This window comes from Rhodanobacter sp. FW104-R8 (genome assembly GCF_001617365.1).
In the GTDB taxonomy this organism is placed as follows: domain Bacteria; phylum Pseudomonadota; class Gammaproteobacteria; order Xanthomonadales; family Rhodanobacteraceae; genus Rhodanobacter.
Map to the genome: position 1 here is coordinate 12702 of NZ_LVJR01000007.1, position 21207 is coordinate 33908.

Annotated in this window: 21 protein-coding genes, 1 tRNA gene and 1 pseudogene; 16 read left to right on the forward strand and 7 right to left on the reverse strand. The window is 70.7% G+C overall.

The window, feature by feature from the left end; all coding sequences use genetic code 11:
- The first annotated feature begins 13 nt into the window (after positions 1-13).
- Together dapA and RHOFW104R8_RS01290 are read left to right on the forward strand one after the other, a co-directional pair.
- Positions 14-892, forward strand: coding sequence for a 4-hydroxy-tetrahydrodipicolinate synthase (gene dapA, locus RHOFW104R8_RS01285; RefSeq protein WP_068096717.1), 879 nt, complete (start codon positions 14-16; stop codon positions 890-892).
- A 51-nt stretch (positions 893-943) separates the two neighbouring features.
- On the forward strand, positions 944-1534 hold the full coding sequence (locus RHOFW104R8_RS01290) for a hypothetical protein (protein WP_068096715.1): 591 nt from the start codon (positions 944-946) through the stop codon (positions 1532-1534).
- A 65-nt stretch (positions 1535-1599) separates the two neighbouring features.
- Here the strand turns inward: RHOFW104R8_RS01290 and fdxA are convergent, their stop codons facing one another.
- Both fdxA and RHOFW104R8_RS01300 read right to left on the reverse strand, forming a co-directional pair.
- Positions 1600-1923 carry a ferredoxin FdxA gene (gene fdxA / locus RHOFW104R8_RS01295; protein WP_068096713.1) on the reverse strand — a complete coding sequence of 108 codons (324 nt, stop codon included), beginning with the start codon at positions 1921-1923 and terminating at the stop codon, positions 1600-1602.
- Between the two features lie 150 nt (positions 1924-2073).
- Positions 2074-2149 (reverse strand) — tRNA-Glu (locus RHOFW104R8_RS01300).
- Positions 2150-2338: 189 nt separating this feature from the next.
- Here RHOFW104R8_RS01300 and pcnB point away from each other — a divergent pair.
- The 5 genes from pcnB to panD all read left to right on the forward strand — a co-directional run bounded on the left by pcnB (position 2339) and on the right by panD (position 6407).
- Positions 2339-3688: a polynucleotide adenylyltransferase PcnB gene (gene pcnB / locus RHOFW104R8_RS01305; RefSeq protein ID WP_068096711.1), complete on the forward strand. Its 1350-nt coding sequence runs from the start codon at positions 2339-2341 to the stop codon at positions 3686-3688.
- Positions 3685-4164: a 2-amino-4-hydroxy-6-hydroxymethyldihydropteridine diphosphokinase gene (gene folK, locus RHOFW104R8_RS01310; RefSeq protein WP_068096707.1), complete on the forward strand. Its 480-nt coding sequence runs from the start codon at positions 3685-3687 to the stop codon at positions 4162-4164. The genes pcnB and folK overlap by 4 nt, the downstream gene beginning before the upstream one ends.
- Before the next feature lie 55 nt (positions 4165-4219).
- Positions 4220-5050, forward strand: coding sequence for a 3-methyl-2-oxobutanoate hydroxymethyltransferase (gene panB, locus RHOFW104R8_RS01315; RefSeq protein ID WP_068096705.1), 831 nt, complete (start codon positions 4220-4222; stop codon positions 5048-5050).
- Between the two features lie 16 nt (positions 5051-5066).
- Positions 5067-5912 carry a pantoate--beta-alanine ligase gene (gene panC, locus RHOFW104R8_RS01320; RefSeq protein WP_068096703.1) on the forward strand — a complete coding sequence of 282 codons (846 nt, stop codon included), beginning with the start codon at positions 5067-5069 and terminating at the stop codon, positions 5910-5912.
- 102 nt (positions 5913-6014) lie between these two features.
- Positions 6015-6407: an aspartate 1-decarboxylase gene (gene panD, locus RHOFW104R8_RS01325; protein ID WP_068096699.1), complete on the forward strand. Its 393-nt coding sequence runs from the start codon at positions 6015-6017 to the stop codon at positions 6405-6407.
- 17 nt (positions 6408-6424) lie between these two features.
- On the opposite strand, the gene queG is transcribed toward panD, so the two are convergent.
- Complete coding sequence (queG, locus tag RHOFW104R8_RS01330; protein WP_068096697.1) at positions 6425-7519, reverse strand: tRNA epoxyqueuosine(34) reductase QueG; 1095 nt, start codon at positions 7517-7519, stop codon at positions 6425-6427.
- A 15-nt stretch (positions 7520-7534) separates the two neighbouring features.
- On the opposite strand from queG, the gene RHOFW104R8_RS01335 reads away from it, so the two are divergent.
- The 6 genes from RHOFW104R8_RS01335 (at position 7535) to RHOFW104R8_RS01360 (ending at position 14853) form a co-directional block, all read left to right on the forward strand.
- Entirely contained in the window at positions 7535-9034 is a 1500-nt protein-coding gene (locus tag RHOFW104R8_RS01335) for a bifunctional ADP-dependent NAD(P)H-hydrate dehydratase/NAD(P)H-hydrate epimerase (RefSeq protein WP_068096695.1), read from the forward strand.
- On the forward strand, positions 9027-9500 hold the full coding sequence (tsaE, locus tag RHOFW104R8_RS01340; RefSeq protein ID WP_068096694.1) for a tRNA (adenosine(37)-N6)-threonylcarbamoyltransferase complex ATPase subunit type 1 TsaE: 474 nt from the start codon (positions 9027-9029) through the stop codon (positions 9498-9500). Before RHOFW104R8_RS01335 ends, tsaE begins: the two co-directional genes overlap by 8 nt.
- A gap of 164 nt (positions 9501-9664) precedes the next feature.
- A complete protein-coding gene (locus tag RHOFW104R8_RS01345; RefSeq protein ID WP_068096693.1) occupies positions 9665-11176 on the forward strand; it encodes an N-acetylmuramoyl-L-alanine amidase in 1512 nt (503 codons plus the stop codon).
- Positions 11177-11220: 44 nt separating this feature from the next.
- Positions 11221-13017 (forward strand): DNA mismatch repair endonuclease MutL, encoded by a 1797-nt coding sequence (gene mutL / locus RHOFW104R8_RS01350; protein WP_068096691.1) that lies wholly within the window; start codon positions 11221-11223, stop codon positions 13015-13017.
- Between the two features lie 32 nt (positions 13018-13049).
- Positions 13050-13958 carry a DUF1684 domain-containing protein gene (locus RHOFW104R8_RS01355; protein WP_068096689.1) on the forward strand — a complete coding sequence of 303 codons (909 nt, stop codon included), beginning with the start codon at positions 13050-13052 and terminating at the stop codon, positions 13956-13958.
- Positions 13942-14853 carry a DUF1684 domain-containing protein gene (locus tag RHOFW104R8_RS01360; protein WP_068096687.1) on the forward strand — a complete coding sequence of 304 codons (912 nt, stop codon included), beginning with the start codon at positions 13942-13944 and terminating at the stop codon, positions 14851-14853. Before RHOFW104R8_RS01355 ends, RHOFW104R8_RS01360 begins: the two co-directional genes overlap by 17 nt.
- A gap of 75 nt (positions 14854-14928) precedes the next feature.
- Here RHOFW104R8_RS01360 and RHOFW104R8_RS01365 read toward each other — a convergent pair whose 3' ends face one another.
- The gene (locus RHOFW104R8_RS01365) at positions 14929-15711 is read right to left on the reverse strand and encodes an enoyl-CoA hydratase/isomerase family protein (RefSeq protein WP_068096684.1); all 783 of its coding nucleotides are present in this window, start codon (positions 15709-15711) and stop codon (positions 14929-14931) included.
- A 167-nt stretch (positions 15712-15878) separates the two neighbouring features.
- Here RHOFW104R8_RS01365 and RHOFW104R8_RS01370 point away from each other — a divergent pair, with 167 nt between their 5' ends.
- The 3 genes and pseudogenes from RHOFW104R8_RS01370 to RHOFW104R8_RS01385 all read left to right on the forward strand — a co-directional run bounded on the left by RHOFW104R8_RS01370 (position 15879) and on the right by RHOFW104R8_RS01385 (position 18260).
- On the forward strand, positions 15879-16607 hold the full coding sequence (locus RHOFW104R8_RS01370; protein WP_068096821.1) for an FKBP-type peptidyl-prolyl cis-trans isomerase: 729 nt from the start codon (positions 15879-15881) through the stop codon (positions 16605-16607).
- A gap of 26 nt (positions 16608-16633) precedes the next feature.
- A pseudogene (locus RHOFW104R8_RS01380) lies at positions 16634-17415 on the forward strand (DUF1289 domain-containing protein).
- On the forward strand, positions 17412-18260 hold the full coding sequence (locus tag RHOFW104R8_RS01385) for a sulfurtransferase (RefSeq protein ID WP_068096677.1): 849 nt from the start codon (positions 17412-17414) through the stop codon (positions 18258-18260). Before RHOFW104R8_RS01380 ends, RHOFW104R8_RS01385 begins: the two are co-directional and overlap by 4 nt.
- An 87-nt stretch (positions 18261-18347) precedes the next feature.
- Here RHOFW104R8_RS01385 and RHOFW104R8_RS01390 read toward each other — a convergent pair whose 3' ends face one another.
- The 3 genes from RHOFW104R8_RS01390 to RHOFW104R8_RS01400 all read right to left on the reverse strand — a co-directional run bounded on the left by RHOFW104R8_RS01390 (position 18348) and on the right by RHOFW104R8_RS01400 (position 21203).
- Positions 18348-19106, reverse strand: coding sequence for an enoyl-CoA hydratase/isomerase family protein (locus RHOFW104R8_RS01390; RefSeq protein WP_068096675.1), 759 nt, complete (start codon positions 19104-19106; stop codon positions 18348-18350).
- 18 nt (positions 19107-19124) lie between these two features.
- A complete protein-coding gene (locus tag RHOFW104R8_RS01395; RefSeq protein WP_068096818.1) occupies positions 19125-20591 on the reverse strand; it encodes a DUF4139 domain-containing protein in 1467 nt (488 codons plus the stop codon).
- Between the two features lie 123 nt (positions 20592-20714).
- A complete protein-coding gene (locus RHOFW104R8_RS01400; protein WP_068096673.1) occupies positions 20715-21203 on the reverse strand; it encodes a cupin domain-containing protein in 489 nt (162 codons plus the stop codon).
- Between the last annotated feature and the right edge of the window lie 4 nt (positions 21204-21207).

Here is a 21207-nt window from a genome sequence, read left to right on the forward strand (position 1 = left end):
GCGGAATCGAGTCTTGAACATTCGCGGAAGCATCTGCGCGCTGGCCACCCCGTTCGCGGCCGACGGCGCGCTCGACCTGGCCGCGTTCGGCCGGCTGCTCGACCATCAGCTGGCCGGCGGCACGCAGGCGCTGGTGGTGGCCGGCTCCACCGGCGAAGCGCACATGCTGGAGCATGACGAGTTCGACCGGCTGCTGGCGTTCGCGCTCGAGCATGTGGCCGGACGGGTGCCGGTGATCGCCGGCACCGGCGAGGCGGGCACCGCCAAGACGGTCGCGCTGACCCGCCGCGCGCAGGCGCTGGGCGCCGACGCGGCGCTGGTGGTGACGCCGTACTACGTGCGCCCCACCCAGGAAGGCCTGCGCCGGCATTTCCTCGAGGTGGCCGAGCACGGTGGCCTGCCGGTGCTGCTCTACAACGTGCCGACCCGCACCGGCTGCGACCTGCTGCCGGAAACCGTGGCCGGCCTGCGCGACCATCCGGCGATCGCGGGAATCAAGGAGGCGCGCGCCGATCGCGAGCGGATTTCGGCGCTGGCGGAACTTGTGCGCGAGGATTTCGTCTATCTGTCCGGCGACGACGGCAGCGCCGGCGAGGCGATGCTGGCCGGGGCGGCCGGCACCATCTCGGTGGCGGCGAACCTGGTGCCGCGGGCATTCCGCGCCCTGTGCGACGCGGCGGCCGCCGGCGACCGGGCGGCGACGGCACGCTGCCATGGCGCGCTCGAGCCGCTGCTGCAGGCATTGAACTGCGCTCCGAACCCGATCGCGGTGAAGGCGGGCCTGCCGGCGCTGGGGCTGGGGCTGGCCCTGCCGAGGTTGCCGCTGGTGGAACTGAACGACGGCCCGGAACGCGCCCGATTGCACCAAGCGCTGTCCAGTCTGGCATCCTAGGCGACTGCGGCCGGTTGACGGTTGCCTGCCTTACTCACGGAATCTGACTACATGAAGAAAAGCTCGCTCCTCGTGGCCCTGCCGGCCCTGGCCCTCAGCGGCCTGCTGCTTTCCGGCTGCGGTGCGTTCCGCTCGCACAAGGCCTGGGACACCGCCCTGCAGGAATCGCCGCTGGAGATCCCGCCGGGCCTCGACCGGCCGTCGACCACCGAGGCGCTGTCGATCCCGCCGCCGGGTGCGAACGTGCCGACCGCCAACGGCGCCACGGCGCGCGTGGGCTCGGCCGGTGGCCAGATCTCCGACGGCTTCGTGCTGGCCGACAACGTCGACAACGCCTATCGCCGGGTCGGCCAGGCGCTGGAAGGGGGCAACCTGGGGCAGCTGGTCGGTCACGACGATGCCGCGCACAGCTACACGCTGAACGTTTCCGATGCAGTGGCACAGCAGAAGAAGAAGGGATTCTTCGGCCGCATGTTCGGTCGCGACAAGGGCGGTGCCGCCCCGGCGCCGGGTGCCGGTTCGCACCAGGTGGTGGTCAGTGTCGGCAGCAGCGGCGAGAAGGCCAGCGAAGTGCGCGCCGAAGGCAACGCCGCGGCGGTAGCCAAGGTGATCGATACGTTGAAGTCGCGCCTGGGCGGCTGATCCCCGCACTCGGCACGACGAAAAACGCCGCCCCGGAGGGCGGCGTTTTTGCTTGCGGGGCGGGCTCAGCGCTGCAGCAGCCCGAGCTTGTCCGGCTTGCCTTCCCACTCCTTGGCATCGGGCAGGGCGTCCTTGCGCTCGGTGATCACCGGCCAGCTCTTGGCCAGCTCGGCGTTCAGCGCCACAAACTCCTCCTGGCCGGCCGGCACGTCGTCTTCCGGATAGATCGCGTTGATCGGGCACTCCGGTTCGCACAGCGTGCAGTCGATGCACTCGTCCGGATCGATCGCCAGGAAGTTCGGACCCTCATGGAACGCGTCGACCGGGCAGACCTCGACGCAATCGGTGTACTTGCACTTGATGCAGTTGTCGATGACGACAAAGGTCATGGAGGCAATTCGGCTGTAAGAGATGCGGTCGGAGGGCTCTTGTGAAGAGTGCGGCCATGGATGGCCGCCTTTAGTCTAGCCAACGGCCAGCACCGTGGGTTGTAGAGTCTCTTCCGGATAGCGGCAATCATGCACGATTGCACAAACAAATGGCGCTCCCTACGAGGTTCGAACTCGTGTTCCCGCCTTGAGAGGGCGGTGTCCTAGGCCACTAGACGAAGGGAGCGTTATGTCGCGAGGCGCGCTAGTATAGCGGAATTGTTTCACCCGGCAATGCTTGGCATGCATCGTCCTGCGCCGGTCGGAAACACGCCCTGCCGGCGCCAGCGCCCCGCGCCCCGGGACGATTCGCGGCGCTGCGCACCGCGATATATTGCAACCGAAGGGGCAGCCGCCCTGCCAGGATCCCGACCGCTTGAATCCCGAATCAAGGACCGACCCCACGCTGGCGCTGCGGATCATTCCGCGCGACCAGCATGTCATCTCGCGCAAGAACATCAGCAAGGCGGCGCTGCGTGTGCTGTACCGCCTGAATGAAGCCGGCTACGCGGCCTATCTGGTCGGCGGCGCGGTGCGCGACCTGCTGCTGGGGCTGCGGCCGAAGGACTTCGATGTCGCCACCGACGCCACCCCGGACGAGGTGAAGAAGCTGTTCCGCAACTGCCGCCTGATCGGCCGCCGCTTCCGGCTGGCGCACGTGGTGTTCGGCCCGGAGATCATCGAGGTGGCCACCTTCCGCGGTACCGGCGAGGAGGGCGGCGAGGGCGACCGCCACATCGTCGACGGCCGCATCGTGCGCGACAACATCTGGGGCAGCATCGAGGAGGACGCGGTGCGCCGCGACTTCCGCGTCAACGCGATGTACTACGACATCAGCGATTTCTCGGTACGCGACTACGTCGGCGGCATGCGCGACCTCGAGGACCGTGTACTGCGCCTGATCGGCGATCCCGACACCCGCTACCACGAGGACCCGGTGCGCATGCTGCGCGCCGCGCGGCTGGCGGCCAAGCTCGGCATGAGCATCGATGCCGCCGCGATGGCGCCGTTCGAGACGCTCGGGCCGTTGCTGGCCGACGCCGCGCCGGCGCGGCTGTTCGACGAGTCGCTGAAGATGTTCCTGGCCGGCAACGGCCTGAAGAGTTTCCGCATGCTGGAACAGAGCGGCCTGCTGAAATTCCTGTTCCCGGCCACCGCGCGCGCGCTCCGGCGCGGCGACGAGGCGCTGCGCTCGCTGATCGAGCAGGGCCTGGCGAACACCGACGCGCGGATCGCCGAAGGCAAGTCGGTGACCCCGGCATTCCTGTTCGCGGTGCTGCTGTGGGGCGAGGTGCGCGACGTGGCGCAACAGCTGATCGGCCGCGGCGTCGAAGGCAACGAGGCGTGGTCGCGCGCCGCCGCGCAGGTGGTCGGCGAGCAGTGCCAGCGAGTGGCGATCCCGCGCCGGTTCACCTTCACCATGGAAGAGATCTGGTCGCTGCAGCCGCGCTTCGAGCAGGTCCAGCGCAAGCGCGTGTTCCGCCTGATGGCGCACCCGCGCTTCCGCGCCGCGTTCGACTTCCTGCTGCTGCGCGCGGATGAATCGCCGGCGCTGCGCGAACTGGGGCGGTGGTGGGCGCATGCGCAGCAATTGCCGCCGGACGTGCTGGCGGCGGCGCTGCCGGCCGGCGGCGGGGCCGTCGAGCACCATGCCGTGGTACCGGCAGTTACCAAGCCGCCGCGCCGGCGCCGACGCCGGTCGGGCAACAAGTCGGGCTCCGCGTGACCCTGGCCTACGTCGCCCTGGGCAGCAACCTCGGCAACCCGCGGCAGCAATTGCTCGATGCGCTGGACGAGCTGGCGCGGCTGCCGCAAACCCGCCTGCTGCAGCACTCGCGCCTGTACCTCACGCCGCCGTGGGGCGTGACGGAGCAGCCGCCGTTCATCAATGCGGCGGCGGAGCTGGATACCGCGTTGTCGCCGCACGCCCTGCTGGATGCCCTGCTGGCGATCGAGCAGCGCGCCGGCCGCGTGCGCGCCGAGCGCAACGGGCCGCGCACGCTGGACCTGGACCTGCTGCACGTCGATGGCGTGCAGCTGCATGACGCGCGGCTGAGCCTGCCGCACCCGCGCATGGCCGAACGCGCGTTCGTGCTGTTGCCGCTGCACGATATTGCGTCCACGCTGCACCTGCCCGGGCAGGGCATGGTGGCCGAGCTGCTGTCACGGCTCGACCAGACAGGCTGCGAACGAGTGGCTTGAGCCCTTGCGTTGCCGCGCCGGATAATCGGCGGTCTCCCCACTTTCAGGAATTGCCGTGTACGTGCAGAACGCCAGTGCTCCCGAGCGCAAGCCAGTGACCGTACCCGCTTTGCGCTCGATGAAGGCGCAGGGACAGCGCATCGTCATGCTCACCGCCTACGACGCCAGCTTCGCCTGGCAGCTGGAGGCGGCCGGCGTCGACATCGCACTGGTCGGCGATTCGCTGGGCATGGTGGTGCAGGGGCACGGCAGCACGCTGCCGGTGACGCTGGAACATATGGTCTACCACACCGCCGCGGTGGCGCGCGGGCTGTCGGCCACCTTGCTGGTGACGGACCTGCCGTTCATGGCCGACCGCGACGTGGCGCACGCACTGGAAGCGGGCGCGCGGCTGGTCGGCGAGGCCGGCGCGGCGATGGTGAAGATCGAGGGCGCCGCGCCGCACATCCTGGAGGCGATCGCCGCGCTCACCGCCCGCGCGATCCCGGTCTGCGCGCACCTGGGCCTCACCCCGCAGTCGGTGCACAAGTTCGGCGGCTTCAAGATCCAGGGCCGCGAGCAGGAGGCTGCCGACCGCGTGCTGGCCGAGGCGCTGGCGGTGCAGGCGGCCGGCGCCGACCTGCTGGTGATGGAGGGCGTGCCGGTGGAACTGGGCCGGCGGGTGACCGCGGCGCTGCAGATCCCGGTGATCGGCATCGGCGCCGGCCCGCATTGCGACGGCCAGGTGCTGGTGATCCACGACCTGCTCGGCATCACCCCGGGCAAGCGGCCGAAGTTCAGCAAGGATTTCCTGGCCGGGCGCGATTCTGTCGCCGCGGCGATCGCCGCGTATGCCGCAGACGTGCGCAGCGGCGCGTTTCCGGCCCCCGAGCACTGCTTCAACTGACCAGCGAGCCCGCCGCATGCAGACCGTACAAGACGCCCCCTCCCTGCGCGCCGCGATCCGCGGCTGGCGCGAGAAGGGCCAGACGGTGGGCTTCGTGCCGACCATGGGCAACCTGCACGCCGGCCACCAGTCGCTGATCCGGCTGGCGCGGGCGCGCACCGAGCGGGTGGTCGCCAGCGTGTTCGTCAACCCCACCCAGTTCGGCCCGAACGAGGATTACGACCGCTATCCGCGCACCCTGCCGCAGGACCAGGCGGCGCTGGCGGAGCAGGATTGCGACCTGCTGTTCGCGCCGGACGTGGCCACGATGTATCCGTTCGGCCCCGAACACAGCGTCAGCGTGCGCGTGCCGCAGATCACCGACACGCTGGAGGGTGCGCATCGGCCCGGGCATTTCGACGGCATGGCCACGGTGGTGTGCAAGCTGTTCAACCTGGTGCAGCCGGACGTGGCGGTGTTCGGCCAGAAGGATTTCCAGCAGCTCAAGGTGGTCGAGCGGATGGTGCGCGACCTCGGGTTGCCGGTGAAGGTGGTGGCGGCGCCGATCCTGCGCGCCGCCGACGGCCTGGCGCTGAGCTCGCGCAACCAGTACCTGAGCGCCGAGGAGCGCGCGCGCGCTCCGCTGATCCACGATACCCTGCAGAAGATGCGCGGGCTGCTGGCGCAGGGCCACCCGTGGCAGGCGGTCGAGCAGACCGCCGCGGCGCGTCTGGCGCGGGCGGGTTTCGTGCCCGACTATGTGGCGATCCGCCGCGTCGAGGACCTGGCCGAACCGGCCGACGGCGAGCGCGAGGGGCTGGTGGCGCTGGTCGCGGCGCGCCTTGGCGGCACCCGCCTGATCGACAACTTGCTGTTCGACTGAGCCGCCCGCATATCGGGGCGTGGTACCGTCGATGTTGCGGTGCAATGTCATCGGTTCGATAATCGCCGACTTTGCAGGCTGTCCCTGCCGGAAAGTAACGTCATGCACCTGAACATGCTCAAGGCCAAGATCCACCGCGCCACGGTGACCCACGCCGAGCTGCACTACGAAGGCTCGATCGCGATCGACGGTCTGCTGCTGGATGCCTCGGGCATCCGCGAGTACGAGCAGATCCACGCCTGGAACGTCAACAGCGGCCAGCGCTTCGTCACCTACGCGCTGCGCGCCGAGGAAGGTTCCGGCATCATCTCGGTCAACGGCAGCGCCGCGCGCAGCGCGCAGGCGGGCGACATTGTCATCATTGCCGCGTTCGTGCAGCTGAGCGAGGCGGAGCTGGAGCAGTACCAGCCCACCTGTGTCTACATCGCACCGGGTCCGGGCAACCGCATCAGCCACACCAACCATTCCATCCCGAAGCAGATGGCCGCGGCCTGAGGCCTTCTAACGGACTCTCAGCCGCGCTGCTTCGCCAGCGCCCACGCGACGTGCTCGCGCACGACCGCCGAAGGGTGGTCGGCGCGGGCGTTGAGCGCCCCGATCGCCGCCGCCGACCTCGGCGCATTGCCCAGCGCCACCGCGATGTTGCGCAGCCAGCCCGCGTAGCCGGTGCGGCGGATCGCCATGCCCTCGGTGCGCCTGAGGAATTCTTCCTCGCTCCAGCCGAACAGCTCGACCAGCTTCGCCCCGTCCAGGCTGTGCCGCGGTGCGAAATCCGGCTCGGCGGTAACCTGCGCGAACTTGTTCCACGGGCATACCAGCTGGCAATCGTCGCAGCCGAAGATGCGGTTGCCCATCGGCGTGCGCAGCTCTTCGGGAATGCTGCCCTTCAGCTCGATCGTGAGGTAGGAAATGCAGCGCTTGGCGTCGAGCCGGTACGGCCCTAGGATCGCCTGGGTCGGGCACACCTCGATGCAGCGCGTGCAGCTGCCGCAGTGCGCCGTGGCGGGCGCATCCACCGGCAGCGGCAGGTCGGTGTACAGCTCGCCGAGGAAGAAGTACGAGCCGGCATGGCGGTTGATCAGCACGGTGTGCTTGCCGATCCAGCCCAGCCCGGCGTTGCGCGCCAGCGCCTTCTCCAGCACCGGCGCGGAGTCCACGTAGGCGCGGTAGCCGAAGTCGCCGACCACGCCGTGGATGCGCTCGGCCAGCTTCTGCAGGCGGCCGCGCATCAGCTTGTGGTAGTCGCGCCCCAGCGCGTAGCGCGACACGTAGCCGGCCTCGGCGTCGCCGAGTACCTCCCAGGCGTTCGCGGTACCGGGCGGGATGTAGTCCATGCGCACCGAGATCACCCGCTGCGTGCCCGGCTCCAGCTCGGCCGGGCGGCTGCGCCGGGTGCCGTGGCGGGCCATGTATTCCATCTCGCCGTGATGACCGTGCTCGAGCCAGCGCAGCAGGTGCTGTTCGTCCTCGCCCAGTCCGGTGCCGCTGATGCCGGCCTCGGCGAAGCCCAGCTCGATCGCCCAGCGCTTGATGTCACGGGCGAGGGTGGCGTAATCGGGAGGGTGGATCTCGGTGCTGGACATCGGCCTATTGTAGGCGTGGCGCATGCCTATAATCCGCGCATGCCAGTCCACCCGTACAGCCGCCATCTTCATACCGTCGGGCAGTTGCGCGCGATGGAGCGCGCCGCGCTGGCGGTGCTGGGCATTTCCGGCCCCGAGCTGATGCGCCGCGCCGCCCTTGCCGCCCTGAACAGCCTGCGCCGGCGCTGGCCGCAAGTGCGGCAGGTCTGCATCCACGGCGGCCCCGGCAACAACGGCGGCGACGGTTTCCTGCTTGGCGTGCTGGCGCGCGAGGCGGGCCTGCAGGTCGAGCTGGTGGCGCTGACCGGCGCCTCGCACGGCGATGCCGCCGCGGCGCGCGCGGCGTGGGAAGCGGGCGGCGGCCGGATACGCTTGTGGGACGCGCAAAGTGTGTTGCCCGAAGCCGAGCTGCACGTGGACGCGCTATACGGCATCGGCCTCAACCGTGCTCCCGAACCGGCGGCGGCGCAGCTGATCGAGGCGATCAACGGCAGCGGCCGTCCGGTGCTGGCGCTGGACGTGCCCAGCGGGCTGGATACGGACAGCGGCAGCTGCCCCGGCGCGGCGATCCGCGCGGATGCCACCGTCACCTTCATCGCCGGCAAGCGCGGGCTGTACACCGGCCGCGCGGTCGACCAGGCCGGCGCGGTCGAGCTGGCCACGCTGGGCGTGCCCGACAGCGTCTACGCCGGCGCGTCGCCTGACGCGCAACTGCTGGCCGCCGAGGCGTTGCCGCCGCGCGCCCGCTATGCGAACAAGGGCAACTACGGCCACGTGCTGGTGATCGGCGGCGAGCACGGCATGGCCGGCGCGGTGCGCCTGGCCGGCGAGTCGGCGCTGCGCGCCGGTGCCGGCCTGGTCAGCGTGGCGACGCGCGCCGCGCATGTGTTTGCGCTGAATGCGGCGCGGCCGGAACTGATGGCGCATGAGGTGGACGGGCCGCAGTCGCTGGCCCCGCTGCTCGAACGCGCCAGCGTTCTGGCGCTAGGGCCGGGCCTGGGGCAGGCCGCCTGGGGCCATGCGCTGTGGCTCACCGCACTGGATGCGGGCAAGCCGTTGGTGCTCGACGCGGACGGCCTGAACCTGCTCGCCCGCGAGCCGCGCCGATTCGGCGCGCCGACCGTGCTGACGCCGCACCCGGGCGAGGCGGCGCGGCTGCTCGGGGTGGCCACCGCCGTCGTGGAGCAGGATCGTTTCGCCGCGGCACGCGAACTGGCGCGCAGGCATGGCGCGGTCGTCGTGCTGAAGGGCGCCGGCAGCCTGATCGCCGATCCGGATGGACGTCTGGACGTCTGTCCGTGGGGCAACCCCGGCATGGCCTCGGGCGGCATGGGCGACCTGCTCACCGGCGTCGTGGCCGCCTTGCTGGCGCAGGGTTGCAGCGCATGGCAGGCTGCCTGCCTCGGCGTGGGCCTGCACGCGCGCGCCGGCGATTGCGCCGCGCGGCAAGGCGAACGCGGCATGCTGGCCGGCGACCTGCTGGCCCCGCTGCGGGCCTTGGGCAATGGCTTGGCGGAAAGCGGGTTCGGGCATGACTGAGCAAGCCGAGGGACCGTGGCCGCTGCCCGACGAGGCCGCCACCGCCGCGCTGGCCGCGCGTCTGGCACAGGCGCTGGACGCTGGCCTGGTGCTCTACCTGCACGGCCCGCTGGGTGCCGGCAAGACCAGCTTCGCCCGCGCCCTGCTGACGGCCATGGGGGTGGGCGAGCGGGTCAAGAGCCCGACCTACAGCCTGATCGAGGGCTATGCGACGCGCGACCGGCCGGCCTGGCACCTGGACCTGTACCGGATCGCCGATCCCGGCGAACTGGAGTGGCTGGGCCTGGATGCGTTGGCCGACCCGGCCGCGCTGGTGCTGGTGGAGTGGCCCGAGCGCGGTGCGGGCGCGCTGCCGGCGGCGGATCTCGAACTGCGGCTCGACTATGTCGGTGCGGGCCGGCAGGCCGCCTGGCAGGCGTTCACCGGCCGTGGCGAGCGCTTGCTGGCGCGCCTGGCTAAGTGCTGATTTTCTTTGGAAATTGTCGATCCGGCGGTGCCGGCGAGGAACTGCCGGAAAGATGCGGCTGGCCACCCGTAACTTGATACGACCTGACAAATAGCTTGCAGGTCATGGATATTCAAGGGAAAACCCTCTTGCATTCCATGCAGGGCTGCGTTTCAATGCGGCCCATGAGGGGCTGCCTGAACAACTGGGGTGGGGTTGTCGCTGTCGCGATCATGGCGGCGCTGCCACTGTGCGCGTTGCGCGCCGCCGACGTGAAAGGTGCCCGGGTCTGGGCCGGCCCCGAATACACCCGCGTGGTACTCGATGCCACCGGCCCGCTCCGCTACACGGTCGACCGGAAGGATGGCCAGGTGGTGGTCGACCTGCCCGGCAGCCGTGCTGCCCGTGATTTCTCCAGTCCGGCCGCGCGGGGCCTGTTCCGCGGCATGAGCCATGCCCGCATCGGCGACAGCCTGCAGCTGACCGCGCAGGTCGCCCCCGCCAGCAAGCTGAAAAGTTTCGTGCTGAAGCCGGCCAGCGGTTCGGACTACCGGCTGGTGCTGGATCTGTACCCCGGCAACGACGGCGCCATGGCTTCTGTTGCGGAGGTCGCGCCCAAGGCTGCCGACAAGGCTGCGCCCCCGCCGGTGGCGGCCGTTCCCGCGGCCGCCACGGCACCGGTTCCGCAGTACAGCAACCCGACGCACAGCCGTCGCGTGGCGGCCGAGCAGGCGGCGGCGATGCTCAACGGCCAGCGCCAGGTGGTGGTGGCGATCGATGCCGGCCACGGCGGCAAGGACCAGGGCGCGCACGGCCCCGGCGGCACCCTCGAGAAGAACGTCACGCTGTCGGTGGCCCGCAACCTGGCGGCGGAGATCAATCGCCAGCCCGGCATGAAGGCGGTGCTGACCCGCGACAGCGACTACTTCATTCCGCTGAAACGGCGCTACCAGATCGCCCGCGAGCACAACGCCGACCTGTTCGTGTCGATCCACGCCGACTCCTTCGTCAACGACGACGCCCGCGGCTCGTCGGTCTGGGTGCTGTCGCCGCGCGGCAAGACCAGCGAGGCCGCGCGCTGGCTGGCCGACCGCGAGAACCGCGCCGACCTGATCGGCGGCACCACGCTGGACGACAAGGACGACAGCTTGGCCAAGGTGCTGCTGGACCTGCAGCAGGGCTGGGCGATGCAGGCCAGCGACGTGGTCGCCGGCAACGTGCTCAAGGCGCTGGGCCAGCTGGGGCCGACCCACCGCGGCTATGTCGAGCGCGCGAACTTCGTGGTGCTGCGCTCGCCCGACGTGCCGTCGATCCTGGTCGAGACCGCGTTCATCAGTAATCCGGCCGAGGAGCGCAAGCTACGCGATCCGACGCACCAGAAGAAGCTGGCCGAGGCGGTGATGGACGGCGTGAAGAACTACTTCGAATCCACCCCGCCGCCGGGTACCTGGTTTGCCGCCGAGGCTGCCCGCCGCAGCGGCGTCCGGCTGGCGTCCCGCGACGATGCGGGCGCTGCGGAGGATGTCGCGCAGCGCGTCGGGCCGCCCGCGCGCGACGTGCACAAGGTCGGCCGCGGCGAAAGCCTGGGCAGCATCGCGCGGCAGTATGGCGTCAGCGTCAGCGCGCTGAAGAGCGCGAACCAGATCAACAGCAACACGGTCCGCGCCGGCACCACGCTGACCATCCCCGCCGGCTGACCGCCGCCCGCGGCATGGCCCGCGTTCGCTGCTAAAGTTGGCGGATGGCAGTCATCCGTCCGCTTTCCCCCGAGCTCATCAACCAGATCGCCGCCGGCGAAGTCATCGACCGGCCGTCCTCGGTGGTCAAGGAACTGGTCGAGAACAGCCTCGATGCCGGCGCCACGCGCATCGAGGTGGACATCGAGGCCGGCGGGGCGCGGCTGATCCGCGTGCGCGACGACGGCGGCGGCATCCATGCCGACGAGTTGCCGCTGGCGGTGGCCGCGCACGCCACCAGCAAGATCGGCAGCTTCGACGACCTGGAGCATGTCGCCAGCATGGGTTTCCGCGGCGAGGCGCTGGCCTCGATGTCGTCGGTGTCGCGCTTCGCGCTCGTCTCGCGCGTGCGCGGCGAGGATGGCGCGTTCCGCATCGAGGTCGATGGCGGCCGGCTGCACGCGGCGCGCCCGGCGCAGCATCCGCCGGGCAGCAGCGTCGAGGTGCGCGACCTGTTCTACAACGTGCCGGCGCGCAAGAAGTTCATGCGCGCCGAGCGCACCGAGTTCGCGCACATCGACGACTTGCTGAAGTCGCTGGCGCTGGCGCGCAGCTCGGTGGAGTTCCGGCTCGGCCACAACGGCAAGCCGGTGCGCGTCTGGAAGGCCGCGCGGGACGAGCAGGCGCAGTTGCAGCGGGTGGCCGAGGTGCTCGGCGAGGATTTCCCGGCGCAGAGCCTGCGCATCGACCACGCGGCGGCCGGGCTGCACCTGTCCGGCTGGGTCGGCCTGCCGACGGCGTCGCGGGCACAGGCCGACGCGCAGTACTTCTACGTCAACGGCCGGCTGGTGCGCGATCGCATCGTCGCGCACGCCGTGCGCCAGGCGTACGCCGACGTGCTGTTCCATGGCCGCCATCCGGCCTTCGTGCTGTACCTGGAGCTCGACCCGGCCGGCGTCGACGTGAACGTGCATCCGGCCAAGCACGAGGTGCGCTTTCGCGAGCAGCGGCTAGTGCACGACTTCCTGTTCCGCACCCTGCACGAGGCGCTGGCGCAGACGCGCGCGGGGCTGGGCACGCCGCCGGCGCCGGAAACCTCGCCGGCTGCCGGTCATGCGTACGCGTCGTCCGCTCCGGCGAGCTGGCCCGGCCAGTTCAGCCAGAGCAGGCTCAGCCTGGGCACGCGCGAGAGCCCGATGGCCGAATACGCCGCGCTGCTCGGCGCGCCGTCGCCGCCCGTCGCTGTCGCGCCGATGCCGGCCGCGGAGGAGGGCGAGGCGCCGCCGCTGGGCTACGCGATCGCGCAGCTCAAGAGCATCTACGTGCTGGCCGAGAATGCGCACGGCCTGGTGCTGGTGGACATGCACGCGGCGCACGAGCGGATCACCTACGAGAAGCTGAAGTCCGGCCGCGCCTGCAGCAACCTGCGCTCGCAGATGCTGCTGGTGCCGCTCTCCATCGCGGTCAGCGCGAAGGAGGCGGCGGCCGCCGAGGAACATGCCGAGGCGCTGGCCGAATGGGGCCTGGAACTGTCGCGCAGCGGTCCGGCGACGATCGTGGTGCGGCGCATCCCGGCGCTGCTGGAAGGCGCCGACGTGGGCCAGCTCAGCCGCGACGTGTTGTCCGAACTGGCCCAGCACGGCAGCTCGCGCCGCCTGCAGGAGCTGGAGAACGAATTGCTCTCCACCATGGCCTGCCACGGTTCCGTGCGCGCGGGGCGCCGCCTGACCCTTCCCGAGATGAATGCACTGCTGCGCGAGATGGAGGCGACCGAACGCTCCGGGCAATGCAATCATGGGCGTCCGACCTGGGTCCAGCTCGGCCTTGCCGAGCTGGACAGGTTGTTCATGCGCGGCCGTTGACGCGCCTTCGGAAAGTTCTGCTGGAGATATCGATGATACGTACCAGCCTGTTTGTCGTCGCCGCCATTTTGGGAGTCGCTACCGTGCAAGCCGCCAACCTCGACAACTACAGGCAAAGTGTGGAGCAGTGGCGTGCCGGCCGGCTCGAGCGGCTCACCGCGGCGGACGGCTGGCTCAGCCTGATCGGCCTGGAGTGGCTGCAGCCGGGTGCGAACCGCATCGGCAGCGCGGCCGACAACGACATCGTGCTGGGCGCCGGTCCTGCGCACCTGGGCACGGTGACGCTTGCCGCCGACGGCGGCCTGCACATCACGTTGGACAAGGACAGCGGCGCCACCATCGACGGCAAGGCCATCGCCGAAGCGGCGCTGGTGGACGACGCGCACGCCGCCGCCGGTGCCGCGCCGACCAGGGTGGCCTTCGGCAGCGCGAGCTTCTACGTGATCGACCGCGACGGCCGCAAGGGGCTGCGGGTAAAGGATGCGGAAGCGCCGACGCGCAAGCATTTCCTCGGCATCGACGCGTTCCCGGTCGACCCGTCGTGGCGGATCGAGGCGAGCTGGGTGCCGGCGCAGCCGGGCGAGACGCTGGAGATGGGCACGGTGATCGGCACCATCGACAAGTACCCGGTGCCGGGCAAGCTGGAATTCACCCGCGACGGCAAGCGCTTCGAGGTCCTGCCGGTGATCGAGGTGCCGGGCGATGCGCAGTACTTCGTCGTGTTCGCCGACCGCACCAGCGGCAAGGAAACCTACGGTGCCGCGCGCTTCCTGTACGTCGACCCGCCGCAGGACGGCAAGGTGGTGCTGGACTTCAACAAGGCCTACAACCCGCCGTGCGCATTCACCCCGTTCGCCACCTGCCCGCTGGCGCCGCCGGAGAACCGGCTGGACTTGCGCGTCACCGCCGGCGAGAAGAACTATCGTGGCTCGCATCGCTGAGTGGGGCGCGCTCGCCGCGCTGGGCCTGCTGGCCGCGTTTTCTGTCGCGGCCGCCGCGCCGGAGGACTACGCCACCTCGGTGGAACAGGCGCGCATCGAGCGCGTCGAGCAGCTGAGGCAGGCGGATGGCTATCTCGCGCTCACCGCATCGGGCTGGCTGCTGCCCGGCGCGAACAGCGTGGGCAGCGCCGCCGACAACCGCTTCACCGTCCCCGATGCGCCCGCGTACCTGGGCACCCTGGAGCTGGCGACGGACGGGCAGGTCAGCCTGCGGCTGCCCGACACCCGCGGCATCACCGTCGACGGCCGGCCGGCGGCCTCTGTCAACGTGCTGCACGCCCAGGGCCACGAAGGCAGTCGGCCGCCGACCCGGGTGGGTTTCGGCAGCAGCTACCTGTACGTGATCGAGAACGGCGCGCAACGCGGCCTGCGGGTGAAGGACAACGCTGCGCCGCTGCGCACGCATTTCCCCGGCTTCGACTATTTCCCGATCGATCCCTCGTGGCGGATCGAGGCGGACTGGGTGCCGTTCGCGCAACCGCACGCGCTGAAGATCGCCTACGTCACCGGCACCGAGAGCGATACGCCGGTCGTCGGCAAGGCGGTGTTCCGGCGGGGCGGCCATACCTACGAACTGTTGCCGATCGACGAGGACGGCCGGCTGTTCTTCGTGTTCAGCGACCGCACGGCCGGCAAGCTGACCTACGGCGGCGCGCGCTTCCTGTACGCCGCGGCGCCGAAGGACGGCAAGGTGCTGCTTGACTTCAACCTGGCCGAGAACCCGCCGTGCGCGATCACCCCGCACGTGGTCTGTCCGCTGGCGCCGCCGGAAAACCGCCTGAAACTGCCGGTGACCGCGGGCGAAATGAAGTTCCGCGGGCCCGACAACGAGTAGCACGTAGGAGCCCGCTGGCGGGCGATGCCTTCCGACATGCCGAAGAGCATCGCCCGCCAGCGGGCTCCTACGCGGTCAGGCGCCCTTGAACACCGCCTTGCGCTTCTCCAGGAATGCCGTGGTGCCTTCGCGCATGTCCTCGGTGGAGAACGCCAGCGCGAAACCCTGCGTCTCGAATTCCAGGCCTTGGTCGAGGCCGGTCTCGCCGCCTTGCAGCACCGCGTCGAGGATGCCGGCGGCGGCCAGCGGCGCGGCGGCGGCGAGCTGGTCGGCCAGCGCGTTCACCGCCTCGTCGAGCGCTTCGGGCGCCACCACGCGGTTGACGATGCCCAGCTCGTACGCACGCGCCGCGCCGATCGGCGTGCCGGTCAGGCACAGCTCCAGCGCGGCGCCGCGGCCGGCCAGGCGCAGCAAGCGCTGGGTGCCGCCGAAGCCGGGGATCAGGCCGAGGTTGATTTCCGGCTGGCCGAACCTCGCCTTCTCGCTGGCCACGCGCAGGTGGCAGGCCATCGCCAGCTCCATGCCGCCGCCCAGCGCGAAGCCCTGGATGCGCGCGATCACCGGCTTGCCCAGCCGCTCGATCGACGTCATCAGGCGCTGGCCGGCGCGCGAGAAGCCCTGCGCCTGCGCCGGCGTGTAGCCGTTCATCTCGGCGATGTCGGCGCCGGCCACGAAGGCCTTCTCGCCGGCGCCGGCCAGCACCACCACGCGCACGGCATCATCCTGCGCGGCCTGGGCGAAGGCGATGGTCAGCTCGTTGAGGGTGTCGCGGTTGAGCGCGTTGAGCTTGTCGGGGCGGTTGACGACGATCGTGCGCACCGCGCCGCGATTGCCGATTTCCAGGTTGCGATAGGCCATGAGCGGCTCCCGATGGATGCGAAGCCGCGATGGTAGCAGCGGGAACCTTTGTTGCCGCCGGGTTTCTCAAGCCGAGACGCCGTCGCTGCACGAAGCCGGCGAACCGCTTAGGATGGCCCGGCGGGATCGAGACGGTCGCGATAGGGAAGGCATTGGTGGAGAAAGGCATGACACATCTGCGTGGCGGGCTGTTCGGCATGCTGCTGGTGCTGGGCGGTGCGGCGCATGCGCAGAGCGGCGCCAGGGCGGCAGCTGCGCCGCTGAAGCCCGACAAGGCCAAGCTGTCGTACGCGATCGGCTACCAGATCGGCAGCCAGTTCGCCGATGGCCGGCCGGACGTGGAGATTCCCGTGCTGGTGCGGGCGATCCAGGATGCGTACGCCAAGCGCCATCCCAGCGTCCCGATGCAGGAAATGCACCTGCAGCTGCAGCGCCTCGACCAGCAGATGCACGCCGAGGCGCTGGCCGAGTTCAAGCGGATCGCCGTCACCAACGCGCGCAAGAGCGCCGAGTACATGGCGCGCAACCGCAAGCAGCCCGGCGTGGTGCAGCTGCCGTCGGGCATCCAGTACGCGGTGTTGAGCCAGGGCGACGGCAAGGTCAATCCCACGGTCAGCAGCCTCGTCACCGTGAACTACCGCGGCATGCTGGTCGACGGTACCGAGTTCGACAGCACCTGGGCGCATGGCGCGCCGGTCAGCTTCAGCGTCGACAAGGTGATCCGCGGCTGGCAGGACGTGATCCCGCGCATGCACGTGGGCGATCGCTGGAAAGTGGTGATCCCGCCGCAGCTGGCCTACGGCGAGACCGGCGCCCTGCCGCGGATCGGTCCGAACGAGGCGCTGGTGTTCGAGATCGAGCTGCTCGCGATCAAGCCGGAGGCAGGCAAGCCCTGAGCGTCGCGGTGGTAGCATGGCGTGGCATGTCGAGCGTTCCGAACCCCACCGAAACCCCGCCCCTGACTCCCTGCATCGGCATCTGCCGGCTGGACGCGCGCGGCTGCTGCATCGGCTGCCTGCGCACCGGCGAGGAGATCGGCCGCTGGCGCGCGATGAGCGACGCCGAGCGGCTGCGGGTGATGCGCGAGGTCCTGCCGCTGCGCAGGGTTCCATGATCGACGACGTGGTCAATGCGCTGCGGCCGTTGTCGACGCCGCCGACCGGCCCGGGCTGGAACCATGCCGACATGACCGAATTGCTCGGCAGCAGCGGGCGCCAGCCCGCCGCGGTACTGGTCGGTTTTCGCGAAGGCGTGCAGCCGCGGCTGGTACTGACCGTGCGCACCGACCACCTGCAGGCGCATGCCGGCCAGGTGGCGTTTCCCGGCGGGCGCAGCGAACCGGGTGACGACGACGCGCTTGCCACCGCGCTGCGCGAGAGCGAGGAGGAGATCGGCCTTGACCGCAAGCTGGTGACGCCGCTGGGCTACCTCGACCGCTTCGAGACGATCAGCGGCTACTGCATCACGCCGGTGGTGGCGCAGATCGCCGCCGAGGCCCGGCTGTATCCGGCGCCGGACGAGGTGGCCGAAGTGTTCGAGGTGCCGTTGGCGTTCCTGCTCGAACCGGCGAACCTGCGCCGTTACGTGATGGAGTTCCGCGGCCATCGCCGGCCGATGGTGGAATTCGTCCACGGCGGCCATCGCATCTGGGGCGCCACCGCCGCCATGCTGTACAACCTGCTTGAGAGGATGGGACGGACATGACGCTGAAGACCACCCTGATCGATGTCGCCGCGCTGGCCGCGTTGCCGGCGGGCGAGGCGCTCATCGTCGACTGCCGCGTCGACCTGGCCGATCGCACGCAGGGCGAGCGCAGCTATCTGGCCGGGCATGTTCCCGGCGCCGTGTTCGCCGATCTCGAGCGTGACCTTTCCGACATGTCGCGCGTAGCCGAAGGGCTGGGCCGGCACCCGCTGCCCTCGGCGGTGGCGTTCGGCGCCTTGCTCGGCCGCTGGGGCTGGGTGCCGGGCCGGCAGGTGGTGAGCTATGACGCCGGGCCGGGCGCGTTGGCGGCGGCGCGGCTGTGGTGGCTGCTGCGGCTGGCTGGCATACGCGAAGCGGCCGTGCTCGATGGCGGCTTCGCCGCCTGGCAGGCCGCCGGGCAGCCGGTGGAAAACGCGGTCCGCCCGCGCGTGCCCACCGAGGTGGCGCTGGCCTACGACGCGCGGCAGGTGATCGTCGACCACACGGCGCTGCACGCCACGCCGGCGCCGCTGCTGGTCGACGCCCGCGCCGCCGTGCGCTACCGCGGCGAAGTCGAGCCGCTGGACCGTGCCGCGGGCCACGTGCCCGGTGCGCGCAACCGGCCGTACCTCGACAACCTGCTCGTCGATGGTCGCTTCAAGCCGCCGGCGCAGCTGCGCGAGGAATTCGCCGCGGTGCTGGGCGGCGCGACGCCCGACCAGGTCGTGCACATGTGCGGCTCCGGCGTCACCGCCTGCTACAACCTGCTGGCGATGGAACACGCCGGTCTGCACGGTTCACGGCTGTACGCGCCGTCGTGGAGCGGCTGGGTCAGCGACCCGGCGCGGCCCGTGGCGAAAGATTGATTGTGTAGGAGCGCACCCTGTGCGCGATGCTCTTGGTTCAAGTCGACATCAGAGCCATCGCGTACAGGGTGCGCTCCTACAGTCCGCTCATTTCTTACCTTTCAGCCGCGCGACCAACTGCTGCAGCACCGCCTGCGTCTCGGGATGGAAGAATGCGTCGACGAACTCGTCCAGCGGCAGCGCGTCCGGGTCGGCGTAGGCGGCGGCGAGGTCGGCGCGGGCCAGCGTGCGGGTGGCCAGCATCGCGTGCGACGGCAGGGCCAGCAACCCGCCCAGCCAGTGCAGGGCGCGCGTGGCGACCTGGTCGACGCCGGTGAGCTCGTCGACGAAGCCGCAGGCCAGCGCCTCGGACGACTCGATCATCGCGCCGGCGACCAGCAGCCGCTCGGCGCGATAGGTGCCGACCACGCGGCGCAGCGCCAGCTGGATCGCCTCGGGCACGATCAGCCCGACCTGCACTTCGTTGAGGCCGATCCGGTACGGGCCTTCGGCCATCACCCGGTAGTCGCAGAACAGCGCCAGCACCGCGCCGCCGGCCGGGCTGTGGCCGGTGATCGCCGCCGCCAGCGGGATCGGCGCCCGCGCCAGGGTGGCGCACAGCGCGAAGAACTCGCGCCAGTATTCGCGCACGCCGGCGCGGTCGCGGCCGATCAGGGCCGGCACGTCGACGCCGGCCGAGAACAGCCCCTGCGCGCCGGACAGCACGATGCCGCGCATGCCGTCGTGCACGGCGTCGTCGATGGCGGCGTGCAGCGCGCGCAGCAGCTCCAGGTTCAGCGCGTTGACCGGCGGCCGGGCAAGCTGGATCTCGCGGATGCCGTCGTCGTGGTTGGTGAGGTCGAGCATGGGGAACTCCGGTCGGAATTACTGTGGTTGTTCGTCGGCGGTCCAGCTGTAGCGCACCGCATAGTCCAGCACGGCCTTGCCGTTGGCCGGCACCTCGACGCGGAACTCCAGCGTATCCGTCGTCTGCCGGCTGGGCTTGCTGCCGGACGACACCAGCGTCCACTGGCGCCAGCGGCCGGGGTGCTCGCGCACGGTCACGGTGCGCGCGCTGTCGCCGGCGTTGTCGAGGCTGATGCGGAACGCCTCGTCCAGCGTGCGGCCGCCCTTGTCGACGTGGAAGGCAGTGCGCTCACGCGTTGCGCGCAGGTCGAAAACGGTGCCCAGGGTGATGCTGGCGTCGCCACCCTTCGGCGTGTCGTCGATGCGGCCCTCGCCGACGAACTGCGGCGTGCCGTGGCGGTCGGCGGCGAGCACGCGCAGGTAGCCGGCCGGCAGGCTGTCGAACGCCTTCAACTTCAACGTGCTGATGATGGCGCTGCCGCCGCCCGGGTTGTAATCGCGCTCCAGGATCGGTCGCGGCGGCTGGAAGATGCTGCCGTTCTCGTACAGCGCGGTGCGTTCGCAGTCCAGCGTGCGGCTGGCGTACAGCGGTACCTGGCTGACGCTGCCGTCGGACAGTTCGACCGCGCCGGGCAGGGTGTAGCTGCGGTAGTCGCCGAGGCTGTCCTGCTGCGGCAGGTCGGCGCTTTCGGCCTTGGCGCTGAAGCCGCGTGCCATCGACGCCATCGGCCGCGGCGCCGTGGCCCTGGCCATGTTCGGCTGGCCGGCGACCAGGGTGACCTGCGCGTCGTGCCAGTCGCGGCCGCTGCGGTTGGCGATGCTGGCGCGCGATTCGAACTGCACGCGGCAACCCGCGCCGGGCTGCAGCGTGGCCACGTAGGCGGCGCGCCAGCCGAGGCCGGAGGTGGGATAGCTGAGCACGGCGCGGGTCGGGCCGGCGCGGGCGGCGTCCACCCGCAGGCGCAGGCTGGAACCGCTGGGAAAGTCCGCGCCGGTGGCGCGGACCGCGGCATAGTGCGTGACCAGGGTGCTGCGGCCGGATGCGTCGCGCACCAGCAGGCCGTCGCCCGCGCGCAGCAGGCTGCCGCTGGCCAGCGGCTCGCCATTGCCGCCGAGCACGGCCACGTCGCGCCCGACCAGGCCGGTCAGCGCGGCGTTCGCGCCTTGCGCCAGCAGCAGGCGTTGCGAGAGCACCTTCGCTCCGCCGTCGGGGAAGCCCAGCGCCAGCGCCTCGGCGTCGAGCGAATCCGGCAGGTCGCCAACCACCACGTCGTGCGTGCCGGCCGCAAGATCCAGCAGGCGCTGTTCGCGCACCACCGCGTAGCCGTCGCCCACGCTGCCGCCGCTGCCGGCGTACAGCGCGGGGCTGTCGCTGCGATACAGGCTAAGTGCCGTGGTGTCGGCGGCCTGGGCCGTCGACGCGCCGGCCAGGGCGGCGATGCAGGCGAGGGCCAGGGCCAGGGCGGGGCGATGTGCTGTCGTCATGAGGCGCATTCCATCGTGGGGACCGGACCGCCATCATAGCGACGGCACGTGCACCCCGTGCGCCGACCGCATCACCGCGTGCCAGGCGATGCCGCCATCCGTGCCGGTTCCGCGCGCCGCCGGTCAGGATTGTCCAAGCGCCGGCGGCATGGGTTCGCTATCGTGATGCGGCCGTTTCCCGCGGTGACCGGACATGTCTGCATCCTCGACCATCGATATCGCACCTGCCCGCCTGACGGACGACATCGAGACCGTGCGTGGCTTGTTCGCGGAGTACATCGACGGCCTCGGCGTATCGTGTGGGCCGGGAGTTGCGATGTTGTTCATGGCGGGCGGCACGAAGCGCGAGCTGAAGGCCAAGCTGCTGCCGTCCACCGGTTCGAAACGATGGAGCACGCCTGCCGGCACCACGACGGTATCGCCGGCGACGACCGCGCGGCAGGCATCGGGAAAGCGCAGCCGCGCCCGCCCAGCCAGCACCCGCACGATCTCGTCGCCGGCATGGAAATGCGGCCGGAAGCGCCAGGCATGGCGCGCACCGGCGATCGTCTCGATCCGGTCGGCGCCGGTTGCGCTGACCGTGAAGGACGTGCGTGCGGCCGCGGCGCGCATGGAC

Bases quoted from the DNA above. Each gene is read 5' to 3' on its own strand.
- RHOFW104R8_RS01290 (WP_068096715.1), top strand. From the start codon at position 944: ATGAAGAAAAGCTCGCTCCTCGTGGCCCTGCCGGCCCTGGCCCTCAGC.
- fdxA (WP_068096713.1), bottom strand. From the start codon at position 1,923: ATGACCTTTGTCGTCATCGACAACTGCATCAAGTGCAAGTACACCGAT.
- panC (WP_068096703.1), top strand. From the start codon at position 5,067: ATGCAGACCGTACAAGACGCCCCCTCCCTGCGCGCCGCGATCCGCGGC.
- panD (WP_068096699.1), top strand. From the start codon at position 6,015: ATGCACCTGAACATGCTCAAGGCCAAGATCCACCGCGCCACGGTGACC.
- queG (WP_068096697.1), bottom strand. From the start codon at position 7,519: ATGCGCCACGCCTACAATAGGCCGATGTCCAGCACCGAGATCCACCCT.
- RHOFW104R8_RS01335 (WP_068096695.1), top strand. From the start codon at position 7,535: ATGCCAGTCCACCCGTACAGCCGCCATCTTCATACCGTCGGGCAGTTG.
- tsaE (WP_068096694.1), top strand. From the start codon at position 9,027: ATGACTGAGCAAGCCGAGGGACCGTGGCCGCTGCCCGACGAGGCCGCC.
- RHOFW104R8_RS01345 (WP_068096693.1), top strand. From the start codon at position 9,665: ATGAGGGGCTGCCTGAACAACTGGGGTGGGGTTGTCGCTGTCGCGATC.
- mutL (WP_068096691.1), top strand. From the start codon at position 11,221: ATGGCAGTCATCCGTCCGCTTTCCCCCGAGCTCATCAACCAGATCGCC.
- RHOFW104R8_RS01355 (WP_068096689.1), top strand. From the start codon at position 13,050: ATGATACGTACCAGCCTGTTTGTCGTCGCCGCCATTTTGGGAGTCGCT.
- RHOFW104R8_RS01365 (WP_068096684.1), bottom strand. From the start codon at position 15,711: ATGGCCTATCGCAACCTGGAAATCGGCAATCGCGGCGCGGTGCGCACG.
- RHOFW104R8_RS01370 (WP_068096821.1), top strand. From the start codon at position 15,879: ATGACACATCTGCGTGGCGGGCTGTTCGGCATGCTGCTGGTGCTGGGC.
- RHOFW104R8_RS01385 (WP_068096677.1), top strand. From the start codon at position 17,412: ATGACGCTGAAGACCACCCTGATCGATGTCGCCGCGCTGGCCGCGTTG.
- RHOFW104R8_RS01390 (WP_068096675.1), bottom strand. From the start codon at position 19,106: ATGCTCGACCTCACCAACCACGACGACGGCATCCGCGAGATCCAGCTT.
- RHOFW104R8_RS01395 (WP_068096818.1), bottom strand. From the start codon at position 20,591: ATGACGACAGCACATCGCCCCGCCCTGGCCCTGGCCCTCGCCTGCATC.
- RHOFW104R8_RS01400 (WP_068096673.1), bottom strand. From the start codon at position 21,203: ATGCGCGCCGCGGCCGCACGCACGTCCTTCACGGTCAGCGCAACCGGC.